Source organism: Rhizobium sp. BR 315, assembly GCF_050577975.1.
GTDB classification, from domain to species: domain Bacteria; phylum Pseudomonadota; class Alphaproteobacteria; order Rhizobiales; family Rhizobiaceae; genus Rhizobium; species Rhizobium miluonense.
This window is the reverse complement of sequence record NZ_JARWKZ010000018.1, coordinates 1-20,383: the sequence shown is the minus strand read 5'-3', so window position 1 is coordinate 20,383 and position 20,383 is coordinate 1. Positions and strand designations below refer to the sequence as shown.

27 protein-coding genes and 1 tRNA gene are annotated in these 20,383 nt (G+C 57.1%); 12 read left to right on the top strand and 16 right to left on the bottom strand.

What is annotated here, in order from left to right:
- Positions 1-4: 4 nt before the first annotated feature.
- Both QD409_RS18315 and QD409_RS18310 read right to left on the bottom strand, forming a co-directional pair.
- Entirely contained in the window at positions 5-535 is a 531-nt protein-coding gene (locus QD409_RS18315) for a gamma carbonic anhydrase family protein (protein ID WP_092855079.1), read from the bottom strand.
- A 16-nt stretch (positions 536-551) separates the two neighbouring features.
- Positions 552-1,247: a fumarylacetoacetate hydrolase family protein gene (locus QD409_RS18310; protein ID WP_430763298.1), complete on the bottom strand. Its 696-nt coding sequence runs from the start codon at positions 1,245-1,247 to the stop codon at positions 552-554.
- 747 nt (positions 1,248-1,994) lie between these two features.
- Between QD409_RS18310 and QD409_RS18305 the strand changes: the two genes are divergently transcribed.
- The 5 genes from QD409_RS18305 to QD409_RS18285 all read left to right on the top strand — a co-directional run bounded on the left by QD409_RS18305 (position 1,995) and on the right by QD409_RS18285 (position 4,057).
- The gene (locus QD409_RS18305) at positions 1,995-2,894 is read left to right on the top strand and encodes a lysozyme (RefSeq protein ID WP_430763297.1); all 900 of its coding nucleotides are present in this window, start codon (positions 1,995-1,997) and stop codon (positions 2,892-2,894) included.
- Positions 2,815-3,108: a dehydrogenase gene (locus QD409_RS18300; RefSeq protein WP_430763296.1), complete on the top strand. Its 294-nt coding sequence runs from the start codon at positions 2,815-2,817 to the stop codon at positions 3,106-3,108. Before QD409_RS18305 ends, QD409_RS18300 begins: the two co-directional genes overlap by 80 nt.
- Positions 3,109-3,122: 14 nt before the next feature.
- Positions 3,123-3,452: a hypothetical protein gene (locus QD409_RS18295; RefSeq protein WP_430763295.1), complete on the top strand. Its 330-nt coding sequence runs from the start codon at positions 3,123-3,125 to the stop codon at positions 3,450-3,452.
- Positions 3,453-3,533: 81 nt separating this feature from the next.
- Entirely contained in the window at positions 3,534-3,800 is a 267-nt protein-coding gene (locus QD409_RS18290) for a hypothetical protein (RefSeq protein ID WP_430763294.1), read from the top strand.
- Between the two features lie 53 nt (positions 3,801-3,853).
- Positions 3,854-4,057, top strand: a complete 204-nt coding sequence (locus QD409_RS18285; protein ID WP_430763293.1) for a hypothetical protein — start codon at positions 3,854-3,856, stop codon at positions 4,055-4,057.
- Positions 4,058-4,082: 25 nt separating this feature from the next.
- Here the strand turns inward: QD409_RS18285 and QD409_RS18280 are convergent, their stop codons facing one another.
- The 5 genes from QD409_RS18280 to QD409_RS18260 form a co-directional block, all read right to left on the bottom strand.
- Positions 4,083-4,391, bottom strand: coding sequence for a hypothetical protein (locus QD409_RS18280; protein WP_430763292.1), 309 nt, complete (start codon positions 4,389-4,391; stop codon positions 4,083-4,085).
- Positions 4,392-4,552: 161 nt separating this feature from the next.
- Positions 4,553-4,879 (bottom strand): hypothetical protein, encoded by a 327-nt coding sequence (locus tag QD409_RS18275; RefSeq protein WP_430763291.1) that lies wholly within the window; start codon positions 4,877-4,879, stop codon positions 4,553-4,555.
- 3 nt (positions 4,880-4,882) lie between these two features.
- On the bottom strand, positions 4,883-5,449 hold the full coding sequence (locus QD409_RS18270; protein ID WP_430763290.1) for a hypothetical protein: 567 nt from the start codon (positions 5,447-5,449) through the stop codon (positions 4,883-4,885).
- On the bottom strand, positions 5,442-5,657 hold the full coding sequence (locus QD409_RS18265) for a hypothetical protein (RefSeq protein ID WP_430763289.1): 216 nt from the start codon (positions 5,655-5,657) through the stop codon (positions 5,442-5,444). Before QD409_RS18265 ends, QD409_RS18270 begins: the two co-directional genes overlap by 8 nt.
- A 62-nt stretch (positions 5,658-5,719) precedes the next feature.
- Positions 5,720-5,959: a hypothetical protein gene (locus tag QD409_RS18260; protein ID WP_430763288.1), complete on the bottom strand. Its 240-nt coding sequence runs from the start codon at positions 5,957-5,959 to the stop codon at positions 5,720-5,722.
- Between the two features lie 141 nt (positions 5,960-6,100).
- Here QD409_RS18260 and QD409_RS18255 point away from each other — a divergent pair, with 141 nt between their 5' ends.
- Positions 6,101-6,673, top strand: a complete 573-nt coding sequence (locus tag QD409_RS18255) for a hypothetical protein (RefSeq protein WP_430763287.1) — start codon at positions 6,101-6,103, stop codon at positions 6,671-6,673.
- A gap of 615 nt (positions 6,674-7,288) precedes the next feature.
- Here the strand turns inward: QD409_RS18255 and QD409_RS18250 are convergent.
- Positions 7,289-8,254, bottom strand: a complete 966-nt coding sequence (locus QD409_RS18250) for a putative nucleotide-diphospho-sugar transferase (protein ID WP_430763286.1) — start codon at positions 8,252-8,254, stop codon at positions 7,289-7,291.
- Between the two features lie 112 nt (positions 8,255-8,366).
- Here QD409_RS18250 and QD409_RS18245 point away from each other — a divergent pair, with 112 nt between their 5' ends.
- Positions 8,367-8,558: a hypothetical protein gene (locus QD409_RS18245; protein WP_430763285.1), complete on the top strand. Its 192-nt coding sequence runs from the start codon at positions 8,367-8,369 to the stop codon at positions 8,556-8,558.
- Positions 8,559-8,708: 150 nt separating this feature from the next.
- Here QD409_RS18245 and QD409_RS18240 read toward each other — a convergent pair whose 3' ends face one another.
- Together QD409_RS18240 and QD409_RS18235 are read right to left on the bottom strand one after the other, a co-directional pair.
- Positions 8,709-9,062 carry a hypothetical protein gene (locus QD409_RS18240; protein WP_430763284.1) on the bottom strand — a complete coding sequence of 118 codons (354 nt, stop codon included), beginning with the start codon at positions 9,060-9,062 and terminating at the stop codon, positions 8,709-8,711.
- Between the two features lie 99 nt (positions 9,063-9,161).
- On the bottom strand, positions 9,162-9,548 hold the full coding sequence (locus QD409_RS18235; protein WP_430763283.1) for a hypothetical protein: 387 nt from the start codon (positions 9,546-9,548) through the stop codon (positions 9,162-9,164).
- A gap of 680 nt (positions 9,549-10,228) precedes the next feature.
- On the opposite strand from QD409_RS18235, the gene zwf reads away from it, so the two are divergent.
- Positions 10,229-11,689, top strand: coding sequence for a glucose-6-phosphate dehydrogenase (gene zwf, locus QD409_RS18230; protein ID WP_430763351.1), 1,461 nt, complete (start codon positions 10,229-10,231; stop codon positions 11,687-11,689).
- A gap of 174 nt (positions 11,690-11,863) precedes the next feature.
- Here zwf and QD409_RS18225 read toward each other — a convergent pair whose 3' ends face one another.
- The 5 genes from QD409_RS18225 to QD409_RS18205 form a co-directional block, all read right to left on the bottom strand.
- On the bottom strand, positions 11,864-12,115 hold the full coding sequence (locus tag QD409_RS18225; RefSeq protein ID WP_430763350.1) for a DUF982 domain-containing protein: 252 nt from the start codon (positions 12,113-12,115) through the stop codon (positions 11,864-11,866).
- A gap of 581 nt (positions 12,116-12,696) precedes the next feature.
- Positions 12,697-12,924 carry a helix-turn-helix transcriptional regulator gene (locus QD409_RS18220; RefSeq protein WP_430763282.1) on the bottom strand — a complete coding sequence of 76 codons (228 nt, stop codon included), beginning with the start codon at positions 12,922-12,924 and terminating at the stop codon, positions 12,697-12,699.
- Positions 12,921-13,388: a helix-turn-helix domain-containing protein gene (locus tag QD409_RS18215; protein WP_430763281.1), complete on the bottom strand. Its 468-nt coding sequence runs from the start codon at positions 13,386-13,388 to the stop codon at positions 12,921-12,923. Before QD409_RS18215 ends, QD409_RS18220 begins: the two co-directional genes overlap by 4 nt.
- Positions 13,385-13,918: a hypothetical protein gene (locus tag QD409_RS18210; protein ID WP_430763280.1), complete on the bottom strand. Its 534-nt coding sequence runs from the start codon at positions 13,916-13,918 to the stop codon at positions 13,385-13,387. The genes QD409_RS18215 and QD409_RS18210 overlap by 4 nt, the downstream gene beginning before the upstream one ends.
- Positions 13,915-15,027, bottom strand: coding sequence for a tyrosine-type recombinase/integrase (locus QD409_RS18205; protein ID WP_430763279.1), 1,113 nt, complete (start codon positions 15,025-15,027; stop codon positions 13,915-13,917). Before QD409_RS18205 ends, QD409_RS18210 begins: the two co-directional genes overlap by 4 nt.
- 619 nt (positions 15,028-15,646) lie before the next feature.
- On the opposite strand from QD409_RS18205, the gene QD409_RS18200 reads away from it, so the two are divergent.
- Together QD409_RS18200 and QD409_RS18195 are read left to right on the top strand one after the other, a co-directional pair.
- Positions 15,647-16,012, top strand: coding sequence for a hypothetical protein (locus tag QD409_RS18200; protein ID WP_430763278.1), 366 nt, complete (start codon positions 15,647-15,649; stop codon positions 16,010-16,012).
- Positions 16,013-16,026: 14 nt separating this feature from the next.
- Positions 16,027-16,102, top strand: a tRNA-OTHER gene (locus QD409_RS18195).
- A gap of 872 nt (positions 16,103-16,974) precedes the next feature.
- Here the strand turns inward: QD409_RS18195 and QD409_RS18190 are convergent.
- On the bottom strand, positions 16,975-17,835 hold the full coding sequence (locus QD409_RS18190; RefSeq protein WP_430763277.1) for an alkaline phosphatase family protein: 861 nt from the start codon (positions 17,833-17,835) through the stop codon (positions 16,975-16,977).
- Between the two features lie 140 nt (positions 17,836-17,975).
- On the opposite strand from QD409_RS18190, the gene istA reads away from it, so the two are divergent.
- Both istA and istB read left to right on the top strand, forming a co-directional pair.
- Positions 17,976-19,505, top strand: a complete 1,530-nt coding sequence (istA, locus tag QD409_RS18185; RefSeq protein WP_430763349.1) for an IS21 family transposase — start codon at positions 17,976-17,978, stop codon at positions 19,503-19,505.
- 12 nt (positions 19,506-19,517) lie between these two features.
- Positions 19,518-20,255, top strand: a complete 738-nt coding sequence (gene istB / locus QD409_RS18180; RefSeq protein WP_092856877.1) for an IS21-like element helper ATPase IstB — start codon at positions 19,518-19,520, stop codon at positions 20,253-20,255.
- Positions 20,256-20,383: the final 128 nt, after the last annotated feature.

Below are 20,383 nucleotides of genomic sequence, written 5' to 3'. Positions count from 1 at the left end.
TTTTCTAATCTAATCTCTTCAGATCGCGGGCGAAGCGCTGCCAATTGGCGATGTAATGCTGGGCCGAGCGACGCAGGCGTTCGATCGCGGCTTCGTCCAGCGTGCGGATCGCTCTCGCCGGCGAGCCGACGATCAGCGAGCCATCCGGAAATTCCTTGCCTTCCGTGACAAGCGCATTGGCGCCGACGAGGCAATTATTGCCGATCTTCGCGCCGTTCAGCACGGTGGCGCCCATGCCGATCAGCGAATTATTGCCGATGGTGCAGCCATGGATGATGGCATGATGCCCGATGGTGCAGCCTTCGCCGATCATCACGGCGAAGGTCGGGTCCGTATGCACCATCGTGCCTTCCTGGATGTTGGTGCCCTTGCCGATGATGATCGGCTCGTTGTCGCCGCGCAGCACCGAGCCGAACCAGATGCCGACATCTTCGCCGATCTCGACCTGGCCGATGACGCTGGCATCCGGGGCGATCCAGTATCGGCTCGGACCGGGCGTTTTCGGTGTCAGGCCGGCAAGGGCGTAGAGCGGCATGGATGATCCTCCTCGATCAGATTACGTTCAATACCAGCGTCGCGACGCCGTCGACGGCACAGCTGATCCGGTCACCGCGCGCAACCGGGCCGACGCCTGCGGGCGTGCCGGTCATGATGAGATCGCCCGGCGCRAGCGTGAAGAGCTTGGACAGCTCGGCGATGATTTCAGGCACTTTCCAGATCATCTGCGAGAGGTCGCCTCGCTGGGCAGCCTCGCCGTTGCGCAGCAGCCAGATGCCGCCCTTGTCGGGATGGCCGACGCGGGTGGCGGGCACCAGCGCGGAGACGGGCGCGGAATGCTCGAACGCCTTGCCGATCTCCCAGGGCCGGCCGAGCTTCTTGGCTTCGCCCTGCAGATCGCGGCGGGTGAAGTCGATGCCGACGCCATAACCATAAACGCAGTCGAGCGCCTGCTCGACCAGAATATCGGCGCCGCCGCTGCGCAGCGCCACGACAAGCTCCACCTCGTGATGCACGTCGGATGACAGCGGCGGGTAGGGGAAATCGCCTGATACCAGCAGATTGTCGGCGTTCTTCTGGAAGAAAAAGGGCGGCTCGCGGCTGGGGTCATGACCCATTTCTATGGCGTGGTCGGCATAGTTGCGGCCGACGCAATAGACCCGGCGCACGGGAAAGAACTCGGTTTCGCCCTCGATCGGCAGCAGGACCGGGGCGGGGGATGGAATGACTGTCATGAGTGGGGCGTTCATGGGGATCGTTCGAAACTCTCATTGATCTCGGAAAGGCCGCTGCCCTCCGACTCCATTTTGCAAACTAGCATCATTGTTACTGCCGCGAAAACTGGCCTTTTTGAAGGATTTGGTGTAGAGCGCGGGGCAGAAAGGTATCCCATGTATAGTGAAGCGCTGAAAACTGGCCGCAAGATCTTTGCGGTTGCCCCTATGATCGACTGGACGGATCCGCCCAAGAAATAAGGGATTTTGTGGTCGTGTTGTACTGCTAGTTGTACCGACCTGAGCGCAACGTTACTCAAACACGATTGGCGTCATCGCGTGCAATGATTGGTCATTAATTGACAAATTTGTAAGTTTACAGCAGTTTTGCAATCATGGTTGCAAACGCATAGCGCGAATTATCTTCACGATGTCAAATCCTGTAAACATGGAGGAAAAATTGTCAAGCGAAAAGATGACCACGCCAGAGGCCGCTCGATATATTCGTAAGTCGGCATCATGGCTCAACAAGACCCGACTGAACGGAACCGGGCCGGTGTACCTCAAGGTTGGTGGGTCTGTCCGGTATGTAAAAACGGACCTGGATAATTGGCTAGCCGGCATGCGACGGACGGCCGTGTACGATTTCGCCAACGATAATGTTAGGGCGATGGCAGCTACCTAACTCACGCTGCCTAGCTTTTTTACCGGCCCCGCGCCCCACTTCCCACTTCAACCCACCCACCATTTCACCGACCGGCCCTGTGCCGGCGAGGAGGATCTTTGCGTTCATTCGCCTACGAACCCCGCGCGTCACGTCTTATCACCGAGCGCGTTTCTGCAGACGCCTCACTTCCGCGGATCCGCGGCTACGCACTCGCGATCGACTTCCTCAATGGCTACGCTGCGGATGCGAGGATCATCGAAAGCTCCACACTCTTGTTTCCTGAGAAAGTGGCAGGAACTGAAGGCGAAAAGGGTGATCGCCGCCGCTTTGGTTTCGTGCAGTGCGCCGGCGAAGGCATCGTAGCGGCATCTGTCGGTGGCTGGCAGGCGACGAAAGACAGCTCGACGGCCGTTCACCCGCCGGCGGTCATTCTGGCAACCGACAGCCTCATCAAGCCGTGGGAAGGTCTGGTGCTCAAGGCGCATTGGGATCGGTACGCCAAGATCTACGACATCTGCTACGGCGAAACCGAGATCAACGGCAAGCCAGTTCAGTCCGGTATGAGCTTCACCAAGCCCGAGTGCGAGGCGATCCTCGAGGCGCGCGTCTACAACGACTATTATGTGCCGCTGACCAAGAAGGTGCCGGGCTTTACGACTTTCCCGGTCGGCGTGCAGGCCGCAATGGTCTCCGGCGCCTACAATTTCGGCGTGGGCGGCATGGTCAACTCGACTGCCACGAAACTCCACATCAAGGGCGAGCACCGCAAGGGCTGTGAAGCCCAGACGGAGTGGAATAAGGCCGGAGGCGAAGTTGTCCCGGGCTTGGTAAAGCGCCGCGAGATGGGCGACGACCAGCGCGCCGGCGAGGCTGCGCGCATTGCGCAGATGCAGGCAGACGCCGATGCACTTCAACACCAGATAGAGGAGCTCCAGCGTGAAGCTCATCAAGACCCTGACGCTGGCAAGCCTGCTCTTGGCGCTTCCAGCGTGCAGCGCATCAACAAGATTCGTTAGCCCACCGCCAACGCCGCAGCTGGCTCGGCCAGATTCGGCGCTGACGAAGGATTGCGACCGCCCCGTCGACGTCGGCGACAAGCCGCTCAGCCAGGAGGAAACCGAAAACCTCTGGGTGAAGGACCGCGGCGCGCTGGTTGCCTGCCGACGCAGCAAGACCGCGCTGCGAGATTTCTACGCCGATCGTGATAGCAGACTGGCAGGACAGAAGTGACAGCAGAGGACATCATGAAGATCGTGGCGTTCTTCATCACGGTTTCCGGCGCCGGCTGGGCCATCTGGTGGAAGATCGACGCCAAGGTTGAGAAGGTGAAGACGGAAACCGCGAAGGAAATCGAAGATCAACGCGTCGCGACGCAGGATCTGCGCGATGATCTGGCAAAACATCAGCTGCACACGGCCGAGAAGTACATCACCAAAGAGGGGCTTCGCGAAACGACCGAGCAAATCATGGGGGCCATCAGTGGCGTGAAGACCGCCATTGACAATATGACTCTGCGTGTCGATCGCGTCGTCGAAAACCAAAGCAAGCCTGCGCGCTCGACGCGCGCCAACTGATCAGAGCCCCTATCCTTCGCTGGGTAGGGGCTTTTTTCGTTTGTGATCAGTCCTGTACGGCTCGTGCGCACTGTGATCCGCATGTTGCTTGAAGAGCATGAGCAAGTCGAGGTCGTCATGTGTGACGCCAACCACGATCCGGCCGGCGAGGTGTGGCTACGCGAAATGCTGGCGGCGTTCTATGAAGACGAGCCACGCGTCGCGGTGGATGTGAACCCGGCACATACTCGGTCATCGAGCATGGCGACGTCTCGCTCTTCTATCACCATGGGCACCGGCGCGGCACCAAGAACGTCGATTCCATCCTCGTCGGCAAGTTCCGCAAGATCTACGGCCGCACGCGCCTGAGCTATGCGCACACCGGCCACAAGCACTCTGACGAGCTGAAGACCACCGATCTTATGAAGGTGGAGCAGCACGAGACGCTCGCCGCACCGGATGCCTACGGTTCGAATTGGCTTTCTGGCAGATCGGCCAAGGTGATCACCTATCACAAAGAATTCGGTGAGGACGGACGCGTCATCCTGTCTGCAGCTCGAGTCATGGGCGCCACTAAAGTGCAGCCCGCAAACGACATTGTGTCGAAGCACGCAAGGGCGGCGTAATGGCCGCCTTCTGCCGCCAGGACACCTAGGTAAAAATTAGAATGTTGATCGCCACTGGTTCATCAGGTTCGTTCCCACTGTCCAATCGCCTAATCTTAATGCGTATCTCGCCATCCAAAATCTTGTGAATGCCAACCAAATAGGTATCAGGAAAGTCTGGGCCAGAATTATTATTTAATCTACAGGTTGCCACTGCGCAAAATGGATTTGCTTTAACATGCTCTGCTGAAAAAGTTACTAGAGTAAGATCGCGGTAGGTCTTTCCCGATGCCGAAACGGCAATTATGTTGCCGGAAACCTCAACCTTGGCTGGATCCCAATGTTGCGAAATCATAAATTCCTCCCTTTGGTTCCGTTTGATGGACGGTCTTACGAGAAAAATATTGATCGTAGTGAGTGAACAACAACACCATATATTCTAGTAAAAGTCGATAGCGAGATTTCGCCAAAGGGTTACAACGTCGCCATACCAAGTTCCGCTGATGACTTGGGCGCCTACAGTTTCACGTCTTTCCAAACCGGCTTGCGAATAATCTGGATCTGAACGAGCCGGCGGATGGTCATGCCCACAAGCTCCTTCGACGGAGGGCTGATCAGGTCGGCGGCCAGATAATCCTTCCTGTTGCATAGCTCGCATCGGAACTGTTTCGCAATCTGCCGAACAGAGATGTTTCCGCATAGCTGGAGGAGATCCACCGGCTCGTAGAAACGCTTCACCCGACAATGCGCGCAGTCGATTTTGACGTAGTAGGAGCCATTCGCGTAGTATCGCAACGTGGGCGCTGAGAGCACGTCAACTCGGCTTGGGGCTTTCTCGGGCATCTATCATGCGCTGGGCTCAGCGCGGCTCTCTTCGTTGAACGATATTGCGTTGACGAAGACGCCGATCGTGTCATCCAGGCTTGCACCAACCTTCGTCCATGTCGCGGCGCTCGTCATACCCCTCATGCTCACCATGCCGCAGGCCTCGCCGGTTTCGTCGTCAATCGCGATTTCCAGCGTTCCCACGGGGATGCTGTCCGGAGCGAGGTAAATGCCAACCGAGTAGAACCGAGCGTCTGGTCGATCGGCGACGGCTGAGATCAGCTCGGGCTCGGCCTGGTCCGCCAACATGTCGCTCGGGGGAGACCAATAATAGAAAGGCTCGATGTGAGGGTAATCCAGCAAGCCATCGAGAATGTCGCGCACCCGGCCAAGATGCTGTCGTAAGGTCGCCGACTTAATCAGGCCACGATCTTTAAACCGCTCATCGTAACAGCGGATGCTTACGTGCTGGACGAATTCGTAGAGTGCGATCGCATCGCTGTCGCTAATGGTCATGACGGGCGCCTTCGGTTTGGGCTCGCCGTCGCAATCGTCCACATCGTTTTCCAGATAGACAACGTCACCCATGTTGGTTCTCCTTCAGGCTCGAGGCCTCATAGGCGCCAATCCCTTTCAGCACGCACCTGGCTTCGCTGATGCGCCGTCGGAATGCGTCCGACTTGGCGATGACGCCGTTCTTCTGGCGCTGATCAAAGACATCTTCCCCGAGAAACGCGACAAGTTCCCGAAAAACCTCGGCGTCGTGGGGCGTGATTGTGTAACCGGTCGTTTGCATGGCGCACGTCTCCGTTCCTGCCGATCGCCGGCGGGTTCCCTTCTTCTGATTGTCAGTCCTTGTTAGGCGGCATTTAAGTCCGCTATTTCGCCATGCTTTGCCAGCAAGCGAGGCGAAGTCATATCGCCGGTCTCTTCATCCACCATGACCGCGTAAGCCGCGACGCCGACAAAGCGATCCGACATGGCCGAAGCAATCTTCTCTGCACTCACAGCATTCGATGCCTGCCGCATTTCGCCTGGCACCAGGTTTCCGCGGTTCCTTCGGTAGGGCAGGATAATGAATCTTTCAGCGGCACTCATGGCGTCTTCCTTATTTTGTTCTTATTATGTTCTGGTTTTGGGAAGAGTCAAGCCTAAGGGGCGTTGACGGGAGAGACCTTGGTAGTGCAACTGACGGTGTGCGAGGAGTCGAAGGCCTGCTGTGGAACACAGGGATGCTTGATGGGCGACGATGCATTAAAAGTAAAAGCTGGACGCTGGACCATTAGGATCGCCAAGGGCGTCGCGTGGATCTCGGTCATCCTTTCGTTTTTGGCTCTTTTCGCCGGTGATTTCGCGCATGGTTTCATCCCATCGGTGGAGTGGGCGAGCACTACAAATTCCCTACGCTTGGCTATCGGCTTAATCTCGACGCTGGTGGCGCTTCGTGTGGCGCTGAAGATTTTGTTCACAAGCAGCGACCGGATATTAGCGAAAGTCGGCGCCGTTCTGGTCGCTCCACTTATGAGTTTCATGTTCGCGAGTGGAGTTGTTATTTGCGGTCCGATTATATTAGCCATTTTTGCTGGCCACCATGTTGAGCTGCCCTATAAGGTGGAGCAGGCGACCGGAACGGGTCGGAGAGGATGCAGATCACCCGTGTATCTCCAGGGGCTGCCATTTGTTTTCAACAGCCTCTGCGGGGTTTCTGAAGAATTCAGACAGAGCCTAAAGCCAGGTATGCCGATCATCGTGGAGGGGCGCGGTACGAGCTACGGTGTTTTTGCAAGCGATTACCGTCAGATCGGACCTTGACTTGAACCTTTTCCGCCACGGGCCTTCTCCGGTCCTTTCAAGCCTATTGCTGAGCATGTGCCCGCGCTTTCGGCACACGCAGTGACTGCGAAAGTCTCCGTCTGCTTCACGCCGGCCGAACAATGCGAGAGCCGGATCGTCGACGCTACCGATCAGACCCAGTCCTTCATCCGCGTTCAGGCCTACGGTTTCACGTCACTGCCGATTATCTTGACATACCCTCAAAACTAGAAACACGTTCACGGCGCTGTTGAACGTGAAAAGGCTCCGACTGCTTGGAGGAGGATCTGATGGGCTCCCCAGCCAAGTCATCAGTCTCGTGACAAGTCCAATGGTCGACGCCCCCATCTTTACCGCGGAGAATGATGTTGACTGATGAGACGCAATACTACGCTGACCTAGCGGCGCTCCTTGATCCCGCGTGCTTTCATTACATGATCGGACCATCTTGGTCCGTCACCGTATGGTGCCATGCACTATCAGGTTTTGCCTGATGACTGGTGACATCGACACCTGGTTTGCTCGCAGCCCGCACGATGCATTCGCTATCTGCCTGGCAGAATGCGGCGTGGGTCACTCGAGATCTCCTTGAGCTGTCGCCACTTGAAAAAACGGTCAGCGCCCGCTGCGCAAGATGCGTTCTATGTCATCGATCCGGTCGCGACGGCGCTTCAGGCGCTTGCCGATACGGCCGAACCAGCGTTTACGCTTTTTTGCCTCGCGGCTGGCCTGAAGGTGTTCGATGAAGACCTCATGGACCTCTTCGTTTTCGACACGATCGAAGATCCAGCAAAAAGATACGGGTAGTTTCTCGACGCGGAACTGCGGGTTGGCGCTTTTCTCATCCTCGGCAATGATCTCTTCGAGAGCGAGTTGATCCCACATGTCGGGATTGGCAAGGCATTTCTGCCGCCAAAGCTCCAGAAGCTGCGCCGTCGCAGGCGTATCGTTGAGGAGGATCGTCCCGCTCAGTAGACGGCCGTCGGCTTCGTAGTAGACGGCGATATCGCAATCGAGCTTGTGAAGTTCCGGCCAAGGGTTGCGATGGAAAACGGCATCGACGTCGACATAAAGCAGTGGCCCGCGAAGCTTCGTTCTTTCCTGCAAGAGGAAGCCGGGCTTCAGACTGGCATTCAAGACCCAGCTGCCGGCACTCGGCAATGCTTTGGCATGTACCGTGAGGCCGAGCCGTTCGGCCGAGCAGGACATGCGCTTACTTTCCTGTTCGTAAAAGCTGTCTTTGGTAAAAAATGCCACCACAACGCCATCGGCGGAGGTCGCTTTAGACCTGCGCTCTGTAAGGTCTTGCGCTGCGGGGAAAGGCACAATCAAGGCACGCTGCTGGGCGGTCCAGGGACGGATCTTATTAAGTATATTCAAGAAGGTACCTTCGGGAGCTTGGCTGATTTGTTCACATGCCGGGCCACGCACTCGCGATTTGAACCTGGCACATTTGCCTTTGAGTATGAGTGTTGACAGTGACCCACATGCGCGCCCCCGCTGCATGGTAGGTCCGGTGGAGAGTTCGGTTGAACGATTTTGTCCGTTCGATTGCATATAGCTTGCCGCGCCGGGGTTCATGCCGGATTGGTAAGCCGCTTGATCTTGGTTACTTCACTGGCATGTCAGTAGTGTTGTCACATTTGGGCGGCGTCCGAAGCCGACAAGGCAAACGCCGCCGTGGTTAAAGGGCTTGCTGGCAGTGACTGCAATCACCGAGCTTTCCATAGAGGCCTTTGCTTACTTCACCCTGAAGGGCGTTCCTGATAATGCGGAGAACGTCACCTTTACCGAGAGCGGCGAGATCGCGCGCCAGCTCCTCGCGAATTGGGATAGCCGGCTGAAGGTGTCGAGGGCGTTTGAATCTGCCACCGAAAATCGTTGACTGAGCAAAGCGCTGACAAGGGGAGCTTTGCCTCGTTGGTGTGAGACAGAGCGAAAGCGTGATCGGGGTGTCTCGTGTGAAATTTAGATTGAGAGGCGAGAGTGACCGCACGATCCAGTTTTACCTGTGCACTGCCGGCAATTTCTAAACTCAACGTTGACACGGAAAGGCGTCGAGAAGTGCGAGATAAAGGACGAATGCTACTTCAGAATCTGGCGGTGAAAAATCCGACCTATAGTGCGTTTTATCTGCGATGTAGTCATCCAGAAGCTTTACATATTGACTGCCAGAGATACCAAGCTTTTGTGGCGGACAATATATTGCTGCATCGCCACGACTCTGAGCCGCGACATTCGACCACGAATAGCCTTCTCCCATGCCAGCAATATATGCGGCTTTCATCTCTATAGGAAATTTCGAAAGTTCTCTATAAGTGAGCGCGGAACTCGGGATTGCTGAGATCAATACTGCCAGCACAGCGACTCCAAACGATGAGATACGCATAACAATGCCCCCCTTGGCGATGGAAAGCCATCATTGCTTATAGTTCACGCGAGTGTCGATGAAGAAACTTCGCTAATGGATACGGTCGGCTAGGGTTTTTCAATCTGGCGTGACGAGGATCTGGCAGAGTATATCAGATACGCCCTCGGGATTGGTAAAGGCCATCCCCTTGCCATCCGGCAGCCTAACCATGATCCGGGTCTTGTTGAGGTTATCTAGGATGAGCATCCTCACGCCATCCTTCGCGACTGTCGTTGCCGCCCAGGTTTTGATTTTTGCCGCCTTTTGAAACGGAGCATAGTTACTTGATGCCCTCGATACTATTGCGCCACCAGAGCCGTTCAGACCGAATTCTATGACGGTCCCAGGCAGAGCGCAGTTGACGACGCCAGTTTTTTCATAAGGCTCAGAAGCCAATCTATCGTCAGAATGGGCAATTGTCGTGGTAACAATGCTCGCAAGCAGGCATGAAAGAACGCGCCTCATTGGGAAATCCCTTTTTGTAGAGATCATTGCCGAACAGCGAGCGAATGTCGATGGCCAGAATTCGCCAAAGGGTGGTGATCCTCTTCAATTGAGGCGGGCAATCGCGACGTCGAGAAGTCGCCGGCCAGCGACCTAGGATGTGTGAAGCTTCAATTTGGATGGCCGCCGGGTAATGGCGCCATGACCAGAATGCGTAGGTCATATTCTTGGTTGTCTCACGGTGTCAGCAGCGCTCACAGAGCAACATCGAGCCGAGCTCGGTTACGACCCATTTGCCCAAACAGTATAACGGCGTCGCCAACAACGACAACGCTCGCACTTGGCAGGCTGCCGATAGATGGCTGTTGCAGCGCCGTCCGCAGACGTGAGTGTCCAGCCGTCCGGGCGCAGGGTTGTTTGAGTGCGAGCCACCAGGATCACGATTGCACCGTAAAAGTGCGGCCGGCGAGCGTTACATCTCAAGAAGTTGAGCCTCTGCGGAACCGACGTTTACTCTTCGACGCGGGCTGCTTCCGTCCCTTGACCGCCCTTGTAATCCATGCCTGTATTCGAGCTCATATGCGATGAAGGTTTATGCGACTGGGTCACGCGGGAGGGCAGCTGCTTCGAGGCGCTGCTGGGATAGCGGCGTCGTGGTTTCCTTCCACGCGCAGGGTATAGATGATGAATCCGGGACAGATATTTTGCGCAAGAATTCCACACGGGTCGGCCCCGGCTATCCTCAAGTCGTCATTCTCGTCGGCGCAACGGGAGATCTTTCCCGGCGTAAACTGCTGCCTGGGCTGTTCCACCTGGTCAAGGCCGGCTTTATTCCAGGCTGCCGCATCGTAGGCGTCTCGCTTGATGATATCGACGTTGACGGTTTCCGCACCATCGCCCGCGAGTCGTTAGACAATTTCCTGACACGCAAGTTCACGCAGGCCGAATGGGAGGCTTTCTCTGCATCGTTGGACTACGTCTCCCTTTCTGCCGGCGCGAGTGTGCTCAAGGAAGCTGTTAACAGGGCCGAGGAGGCGCTGGGACCAGAGACAAGGCGTGTGCATTATCTATCCGTTCCGCCAAATGCCGCGCTTCCAGCTGTACAGCTCCTTGCTGAGGCCGGGCTCGTAGAACGTTGTCGCATCATCATGGAAAAACCGTTCGGCACGGACCTTGCCAGCGCCGTGGAGCTGAACAGGAAACTTCACGAGGTGTTTGACGAGAAACAGATTTTTCGTATCGACCACTTCCTTGGCAAGGAACCGGCACAGAACATTCTAGCCTTCCGCTTCGCCAATGGCCTGTTCGAACCCATCTGGAACCGAAATTTCATCGACCACGTGCAGATCGACGTGCCGGAGACGTTAGGTCTTTCAACCCGCGCCGCCTTTTACGAGACGACGGGCGCCTATCGCGACATGGTGGTAACCCACCTTTTCCAGATCCTCGCCTTCATGGCGATGGAGCCGCCTACTGCCCTCGAACCGGCACCAATCTCAGAGGAGAAGAACAAGGTGTTCCGCTCCATGTTGCCGATTGAACCGCGTGATGTAGTACGCGGACAGTATATCGGCTACCGAAAAGAGCCGGGGGTTGATCCGGAGAGCGACACGGACACGTTCATCGCCCTCAAATGTGCCATTGATAACTGGCGCTGGGCGGGCGTGCCCTTTTTTCTGCGCACAGGCAAGCGCCTCGCCGAGGGACAACGCATTATCTCGATCGCCTTCCGTGAGCCGCCGAAATCGATGTTCCCGGCGGGCTCTGGCGTGGGCGCGCAAGGGCCGGACCATCTGACATTTGACCTTGCCGACGCCTCCAAGGTATCGCTGTCCTTCTATGGCAAGCGCCCAGGCCCTGGCTTCCGTCTCGACAAGCTCTCGTTGCAATTTGCGATGAGTGAAACCGGTATGATCGGCGAGGTTCTGGAAGCTTACGAGCGCCTGATCCTCGACGCCATGCGTGGTGACCACACGCTGTTCACCACAGCCGAAGGCATCGAGCGACTATGGGAAGTCTCCCAGCAACTGCTGGAAAACCCGCCGCCGGTGCGACTTTACGATCAGGGTGGCTGGGGTCCGAAGTCGATCCATCAGCTCATAGCCCCGCATGCCTGGCGCCTGCCGTTCGAGCGGGCGTGGCGGGACTCGTCTAGGGAGTGATTGACATTCCGTAGCGTGCGGAATCTGCCTCCTACAGCCCTCTACGCTCCTTCCACCCCTGAGCCCGTCCGTACCGAAGTTCTCGAACGCGCCGCGAGCGGGAAGAAGATGTGGCAAGGCGGACGCCGGAAAATTCCGCATCAATGAGGCATCTGCGGCAGGGGAAATGCTGCCTCAGTCCTCCTTCATAGGTATCTTGGCCTCTTTGACCGCATTGATGAACGCCCAACGAGCATCCTCTGGGGTTCGCTTGCCGCTGATCACGTCAGCGCAGGCGGACAGGGCACGGTCCAGCGCGGGGGCTTCCTCAAGTGGCCAATCTTCAATGAGCGCCCAGGAGGCTGCTTGAGTCGTGTCGATGACCACCCAGTCATCCGGGCTCTCAAGCGCGATCGTGACCGCCTTGCTCCATTTTCTGTGCGTCACGGGAAATCCTCGAATTTGCAGTTGCTTATCGCTCGTCTCATAGGCCGATTTCATGTGCCTTTTTTGGGAGTGCGATACCATGCTTCTTGATATCGTCATCTGCGATTGCACGCCTCTCAATCATTGCAGACGGCACCGATGAAGTCTTGGTAGGATCTGATTTCCTGTGCAGCCATGAACTGCTCACCGCCGCATGACGGACATTTGAAGGGGACAATATCGTCGCTCATGCACCTGCCTCCATGCGGATAAAAATCCGCGATCTTGGATAACCAGCACTTTGGCATTGCGCTACTAGTTTACTTGTAGCAGTGTTTTTTTGGCTGTCGGCGAGACCAGCATTCGCGCTGATCTCGCCACCGAGGAGCCACCTAGCGCGGGAGAGTGCGGTATCAGCTTGCAGGCAAGCCGCATTCCCCGCTGCCAGGATCTCTAGGAGAGCAGACTTCTCCATCAGATCGCAAGGGAATCGCCCCTTTTCCCACGTCAAATTTCGCTTTTGACGACAATGCTCCACAGTTTTTTTTTACTGGCTCCGATTCAGGTTGCGCAACGCGCTAAATGCGCAAGGCAACGCCAATTTACGAGTTCTCTCGCATCCATTTGTCGTACGGATCTTCGCTGTCATTCACACCAAGACCGCTGATCTCATCGAGCTTCGCGTCGATTGCGCGCTTATCCCACTTTCGCGTGCCAGGAATGCATTGAGGCATTTTGTAAGTCGCCACCCACATTGAGAATGTCGATTCGGCAATGCCCAGATACGCGGCGGCTTCCTTACGTCCGATGAGGCGTGGTTGGTCGGTCATTTCTTCTTTCTCGCCTTCGCCTCGGCCAGCCGTGCGGCCCGTTGAGCTGAAAAATAGCCATCGTTTGCAGTCGCCCGCTCGATTGACAACTGGAGCTTAGTTTTCCGCGCCGATTGCCGTGCGGTAGACGGTCCGCTCGATGTGAAATCCCTTTTGGAATGGCGCTTTAGGAAGCTCTCTATTTCCTCGGGCGCGATCGCCACATGATTTCGCTCTGCGCCTCGACCAACTTTGACATAAACAAGCTCGCCGTGGCGGATCAGATCGCGGATCGTCGAAACGGAGGTCGCCAGGAGCTCGGCGACTTCGTCGATCGGCAGCAGTCGGCGAATAGGTTGTTCACGAGCTCCAGCCATGAAGGCAAGCTGCACGTCCTCAACGCGCCAGCCCTGATCAGGATCCAACGGTTCGGTGAAGCGGGCATAATATTGCGCTGACTTCTGAATCCAGACTTCGTTTTTCATAACGACTTCTCGTAGTACCAAAACTCGATGCGCTTCGCTTCTTCAATGCCGGCGTCCGTGACCGTCCACACGATGTCGCCGTCGTGGTCTTTCTTCCCAGCAACGATCACACCTTTTTCGGCCAAACGGTTCATTGTGGTCGGGCCTGCCTCAGGGATAGCACCGTGTGTTCGCGCATCGGGATGAGCTACCATGTAGAGCAGAGCTTTCTGACTGCGGCCATCGAGACCTAGCTGGGGTTTGCGCTTATCACGGCTCTCGCGCTTCGGTTTCCACGCGCCCAAGTTCTCCTCACCATCTGGCGCAACGGCTAGAAAGCCGGCCGTGATGCCGAAATATCCATCGTAAAACTTCCGGACTAACGGAACCGGGCGGCCATCATGGAGCGGATCAATCCTTGGAAATCCCTTCCGCTCAAGCTGCGGGATGACGGCCTTTACGTACATGGAGGCTCTTTCCTTGCCCACGATGGCAATGGCAATCTCTCGGTCGGTGGCGAACATCGGGAGTTTTGAGAGCGGGTCGGTCATCTATCTCGACCCCATTTCACATGTCGCCGGCTATAGACAAGTGGATCTTCCCACCACGGTATCGCGCGCCAAGCGTCGGGCACCGGCAGCTTATTGATGGCCTCAATCAAGGGTGCTTGCGGGACGTTAGTATAGCGGCGGGACATGCTATCCACGGCATGGCCAAGGATCTGATCCTTGATGTGCGGATGAACGCCGGCGACAACAAGCCCTGTCGAGCAGGAATGGCGGCCGGTGTAGGGAGACACGTCGGTTATATCGACCCCCTTCTTGGCAAGGCGCTTCCGCGCACCAACGATGCCATTGCTCAGTTGGCCGCCGCTTTCCGCACAGATTGTGTAGGGTTGCCCCTTGAAGGTGCGAAATACTTTCTGGATGCGATCCTTCCGGGCCAGGAGAGCCTCGAACAGCGGAACAAGAAAGTCATGCATGGGCACGCCCCGAGGTTCACCTATTTTGCTGCTGCGAATAATGATCCACCTGCCGGCCACGTCGACGTCTTTCATTTCCAACGCAAAGAGCTCGATCGGTCGCATGCCGGTGTAGAATAAGGCGGTCATTACCATGGCTGGAGCGGGGGCCATGGCGGCCACGAATTGCGCAGCGCGCTCATACGGGACGGGTCGATTGCCGCTTCGGATCTCCTCGCGACGGCGTGTCGTTCCCTTTGTCCTGCGTGGACGCGACCATTGCCGAACATCAGCCCAATCGTTTCTTACCGCATGATTCCAGACCGCAATGAACGGTGTGTAACATTGGCGATTTCGCGTTTCTGGCGATGCATTTGCGAGAAGCTTCAACGCAGCCGCATCGAGGTCGTTCTGGCGGAGTTTTCGGAGATGTCTCGTGCCGAATTGCTTGCGGAGCGCGGGCAAGAATCTCGGTGATCCGCCGGCCTTCAAATATGACTCCGCGGCTTGATCAAACGTGGCGTTGACCTTCTTTCCGAAGATGCTCTCGTCGAGCACCTCTTTGCTGCGAACGGTGAGGATGAGTTCAGCAGCGTCCCGGTCGGTAATTCCGGTGCTTTCATAAACCGAAATTCCCCGTATCGACCCACGGAGCCACCAGTTGGGAGAGTCTTTTCTTCTGATAAGCTTGATGACCAATAAAGGCTCCAACACGAGAACAGCAATTGCCACCCGGCACGAATGCCGATCGACGTTGCCCCGGTGGTGGACGGGATGCTTTCGCGGATTGGTGGGCCGCAGATGGAAACTATTGCGCGGCGATAAGGCGGTCAAGCCGTTTACGCTGAAGAGGTTAGAGAACGGCCACGTGATCTCGTGGCAGCAGCGTGACGTCAATCGGCCGCCCGACCCCGTTCTAAAACTAACGGCAGTCGCGTTCTTCGAGGGTGTCTATAGTATTGCCAGTGACAATCAAGTCCGATCCCGCAACCGCACGCCGGGGCCATTACCGTTCTGATCAATGAAGAGGACACCGCCAGCCTCGAAGCATCTTCTCAGAACATCGAGAGTGGCATGCTGAGGCACGGATTTACCGCCCTCAAAGTTTCGGATGGTCGCGTTACCGATCTTTGAATATTCGGCCAAGTTCTGTTGCGACCAATCTAGGAGCGCCCTGGCAGCGCGGCATTGGGATGGTGTCAGCATAGGCACTTTCTCCAATAATAGCTAATGCTAGCGATTTTCGCTTGCTGTCAAGGTGGATGTCGTTTATCGCTATGTATATCGAAAATCGATTGACGGCAACGAGGGTACTGAAATGACACAGATCATGGTTACCGAATCCTATATCGGCCGCATGATCGGCCTTCATGCAGCAATAGACGCTCTCGGCGCGGAATTCTGTCCAATGCCAGATGAGGCTATGAGCGCGCTTACAGAAGCAAGCATGCTCATCTCTAAGGCAATCATAGCGGCTCCAGTGACGAGCGAGGCGGATATTGCGAACAAGTTCCGTTTTGCTGCCGCGCTGATCGAATGTCCCCACGGCTTGATGGCTGATGAGCCGGCAGCGGTATTCGGAGCGTTGGCGGATCTGGCCCGGTTTCGAAATGGCGAATCGCTTGAGATTTTCGGGGAGCCTGACTGCTGGTACGGGCATATCTCGGGCCTTCAGCGGCAATAACCGTCACAAAATTTGCCCACGTATCGGTCTGAGCTTCTACCTCAGTAGCCGTAGCGGATCACGCTGGTTCGAATCCAGCCGTGGGCTCCATCGCACCAATGGCCGGCGCGATCACTACCTGCGCCCACAACAGCAGCGCGCCGGCCGGCGTTATAGATCCGTTGGGCTTCCGCTCGGTCGTGGCATAACTAGCGCCGAAGCGATATAGGTCTGCTCAATCTGTTCGGCATGGAGGAAATCTTGATACTATATCACTTCACCGGAGCGGAAATGCTCAGAGGGATTGCTAGGTGTGGGATAACGGTAGGGGATGTACCCACCGATCTCGACTCCACGGCTGGACGAATTGGCGTGTGGTTCACGGATACTGCGGACGCGAATGGACATGGACTCGAAGGCGCAGGGCTTGATAAAAAGAGGGTGCGGCTGACAGTCGGAATTCCCGACGGTGATGTAAAGTTAGTCCGATGGACGGACTGGTCACCGATAAATGTGTCGGCCAAGACACGGCGCGCCCTTGAGAAAGCGGATGGCGCTTCAGCAGCGACATGGTGGATTTACTTTGGCTGGGTTAAGCCAGAATGGATTCTGGAAGCGTACGACAATCAGGAAGGGGCACCGATTACGGCTTGGCAGACTGCTTTCCCAGAAGAGATAAGTCGACCTGGCATACCCTATTGGCGCCGGGAGGCCTGGCAAAAAAAGATGCTAAAGGATGTGCGTCGGGCACAAGACGCGATGCGCCGCTGACGTTGTCAGGTCCTGCACGCGGCAGGCCACCAATTACCAAAGCCACCACAAGCGCGCCGCCGGCCTCACCAGCCGGCGGCTTTTCTTTGGCAATGCGACACAAATCTACGGAAGGCCTCCCCGCCGCCCATTTGAGTCGACGGTGCTCTCATTCGCCCATTCAATGCACCTTCTCCCCGCATTGCGGGGAGAAGAAACCCTGCAGCAAAGTATCAGAACGGCGTGCCGGGCAGTGCCTGCGTCGCTTCTTTCTGAACCGACTGCAATTCCTTCGGGTCATAGCCGAGAGCCTGCAGAATAGTCGGCGCCACTTGTGTCGTCTGCACCAGCGCCGTGATCGTCCGTGGCGGAATGGACGGATTGCTCAGAAGCAGCGCCACGCTGCGGTCATTGGCATTGCTGCCGCCGTGTTCGGCGATTTTCTTGCCGCCCGTATAGACCACGCCAGGGTTCACGGTCACGATGAAATCAGGCGCGCGCGTATCGCTGGCCGGATCCTGGTACGCGAGCGCGACCTGATTGCTGGTCAACAATTGGCCGATGCCGAGCGCCTTGCCTTGATCGTTCAGATACTCGGTTGCGGCGGTCAGCGCTTTTGCCCGCTCTTCCGGCTTCAGCCAGATCAACGATGCATCGTCAGCGATGTGGAACGCATAGCCCGGCATTTTTGTGTAGGGATCCTCGTCAGTCGGCTGGAACTTCGACGGATCGATTGGCGACTGGCCGTGTTTTGACGCAATAACAACGAGCGTCGTGTCGTCGAGCTTATTGTCGTGCAAGGCGCTGACCAATTCGCCCAAAGCGTGATCGACATAATCGAGTTGCACTCCCAGCCCGTTGTTGGGCATGCCGTTGGCGTCTGCATAACCGCCGATCAGACCGGTCTCATCGCCAGGCCCAGCTTTCGGCAATTTCTGCCCAACGCTCACGGACTGCAGATTCAACCCGAACAGCGCCGGCACCGGTTGCTTGTTCGCACCGGTGCTGTCGAGTCCTTTGATTTCATTGATCACTGCTTTCTGCAAATTCCGAGGCAATCCGCCCCCTGATTCCGAAATGATGTCGCCCCCCAATTCCGAGAAATAGTCGCCCCCTTATTCCGAGATGATTGCGCCCCCTTTGGCGGGCATCTGGCAAGGGTGGTCTGCCGGTGTGAAGTTTCTTCCTTGGACGTTGACGAGGAAGGAACGGGATGCCTGCGGAGAGAGTGGAGATGCGGCGTGTCCGCGAGATATTGAGATATCGCTTTGAGCAAGGACTTGGGCACAAGTCGATTGCGGTGCGGGTTGGGACTGCGCCCTCGACGGTGCGCGAGACGCTACGGCGCGCGGCGGTTGCCGGGTTGTCGTGGCCTTTGGGTGACGACGTCAGCGATACGGTCCTGGAGGCGGCGCTTTATAAAGCGGCTGGGACGAAGATAGGACACCGCCGCGCTCCGGAGCCGGATTGGGCGCAGGTCCATCGCGAGCTGAAGCGCAAGCATATGACGCTGCAGATCCTGTGGGATGAATACATCGGTCTTCATCCGGATGGATATCGCTATAGTCGCTACTGCGACCTGTATCGCGGCTGGGCGTTGAAGCTGCCGGTGACGATGCGGCAGGATCACGCGGCCGGCGACAAGCTGTTCGTCGATTATGCGGGCGACACGGTTACGGTCGTTGTCGATCGGTTGTCCGGCAAGACACGACAGGCTCACCTGTTCGTGGCGGTTATGGGCGCGTCGAGCCTTTCCTATGCACATGCGCGCTGGAGCGAGACGCTTCCCGACTGGATCGAATGCCATATCCAGGCGCTGGAGTTCTTCGGCGGTGCGCCGGCGTTGCTGGTTCCTGACAATGCCAAGGTGGCGATCATCAAGGCGTGCCACTTCGATCCCCAGGTCAACCGGACGTATTGTGCGATGGCAGCCCATTACGGTAGCGCGGTCCTACCGACGCGGCCGAGACGCCCCCGTGACAAGGCGAAAGTGGAAGCTGCGGTTCGTATCGTCGAGCGTTGGCTGCTGGGTCGCCTTCGCCATCGCATCTTCTACAGCCTGGTCGAGGTCAATGCGGCGATCGCCGACTTGCTATATGATCTCAACGACAAGCGTGTCCTGCGCCGGGTTGGCGTCACCCGCCGCCAATTGTTCGAAGAGCTCGACCGGCCGGCTTTAAGTCCATTGCCCGTCGAACGCTACGTCTTTGCAGAATGGCGTATCCGGCGGGCTGGATTGGATTACCACGTCGAAATCGAGCGGCATTATTACTCCGTCCCCTATCGCTTTGCTCGCGAGCAGGTTGAGGCGCGCATCACCGCCAATACGATCGAGATCTTCCACAAAGGCGAGCGAATAGCCGCCCATCGTCGTTCCAGCGGCAATGGCAAACACACCACGATCCCCGATCACATGCCCTCAGCCCACCGCCGCTTTGCCGACTGGACGATCGAACGCATTCAACGCGAGGCCTCTTCCGTCGGGCCGGAGGTTGCGTTGCTATGCGAGAAGATCCTCGCCGACAGGCCGCACCCGGAGCAGGGCTTTCGAGCCTGCATGGGGATTATCCGCCTGAACAAAAGCTTTGGCCGCGACAGAGTGAACGCTGCTTGCAGCCGTGCGCTGGAGATTGGGGCCCGGACCTACGGTTCAGTACGCTCCATTCTCGACAATCATCTCGATCGCGCTGCCTCCACCAATGGACCAGCCTCGCATGAGCCTATCCATCACGAAAACATCCGCGGACCTCGCTATTACCACTAAGGAGAACCGACAATGCTTGCGCATCCAACACTCGATAAACTCAATTCCATGGGCCTGGCCGGCATGGCAAAGGCCTTTGGGGAGCTCGTCACCAACGGCGAAGCCGAACATCTCTCGCACGCTGAGTGGCTCGGACTGCTGCTCGAACGGGAATGGAGTTCCCGCTACGATCGCAAGCTTGCCGCACGCCTCAGGTTCGCCAAGCTGCGCCATCAGGCGACGCCGGAAGACGTCGATTACCGCAGCGAGCGCGGCCTTGATCGCGCGCTCTTCATGAAGCTGCTCGGCGGCGACTGGATCAACGCTCATGACAATCTGGCCATTTGCGGACCCTCGGGCGTCGGAAAGAGCTGGTTAGCCTGTGCGCTCGGCCACAAGGCTTGCCGTGACGATCGATCCGTTCTCTATCAGCGTGTCCCAAGGCTGTTTGCGCAGCTCGCGCTCGCTCGCGGCGACGGCAGGTATGCTCGGCTGCAACGGACCCTGGGACATGTTCAAGTCCTGATCCTGGATGATTGGGGTCTCGAACCACTCAACGAACAAGCGCGGCACGACCTCCTCGAAATCCTGGAGGATCGCTACGGCCGCCGATCAACCATCATTACCAGCCAACTCCCCGTATCGGCATGGCACGGCGTCATAGGAGACCCGACTTACGCTGATGCCATCCTGGATCGTCTCATTCACAACGCCCATCGCATTGATTTGAGCGGCGACAGTCTGCGCCGAAACCTGCCGCGCAAAGCTTGACACTTCGTCTGAATGAACTGACAACAATTATCGCCTGCAGACCCCATTAAACAGGGGGCGAGATCATCCCGGAATCAAGGGGCGCAATCATCTCGGAACAATGGGGCGGCTTCATCGGAATCGGCACA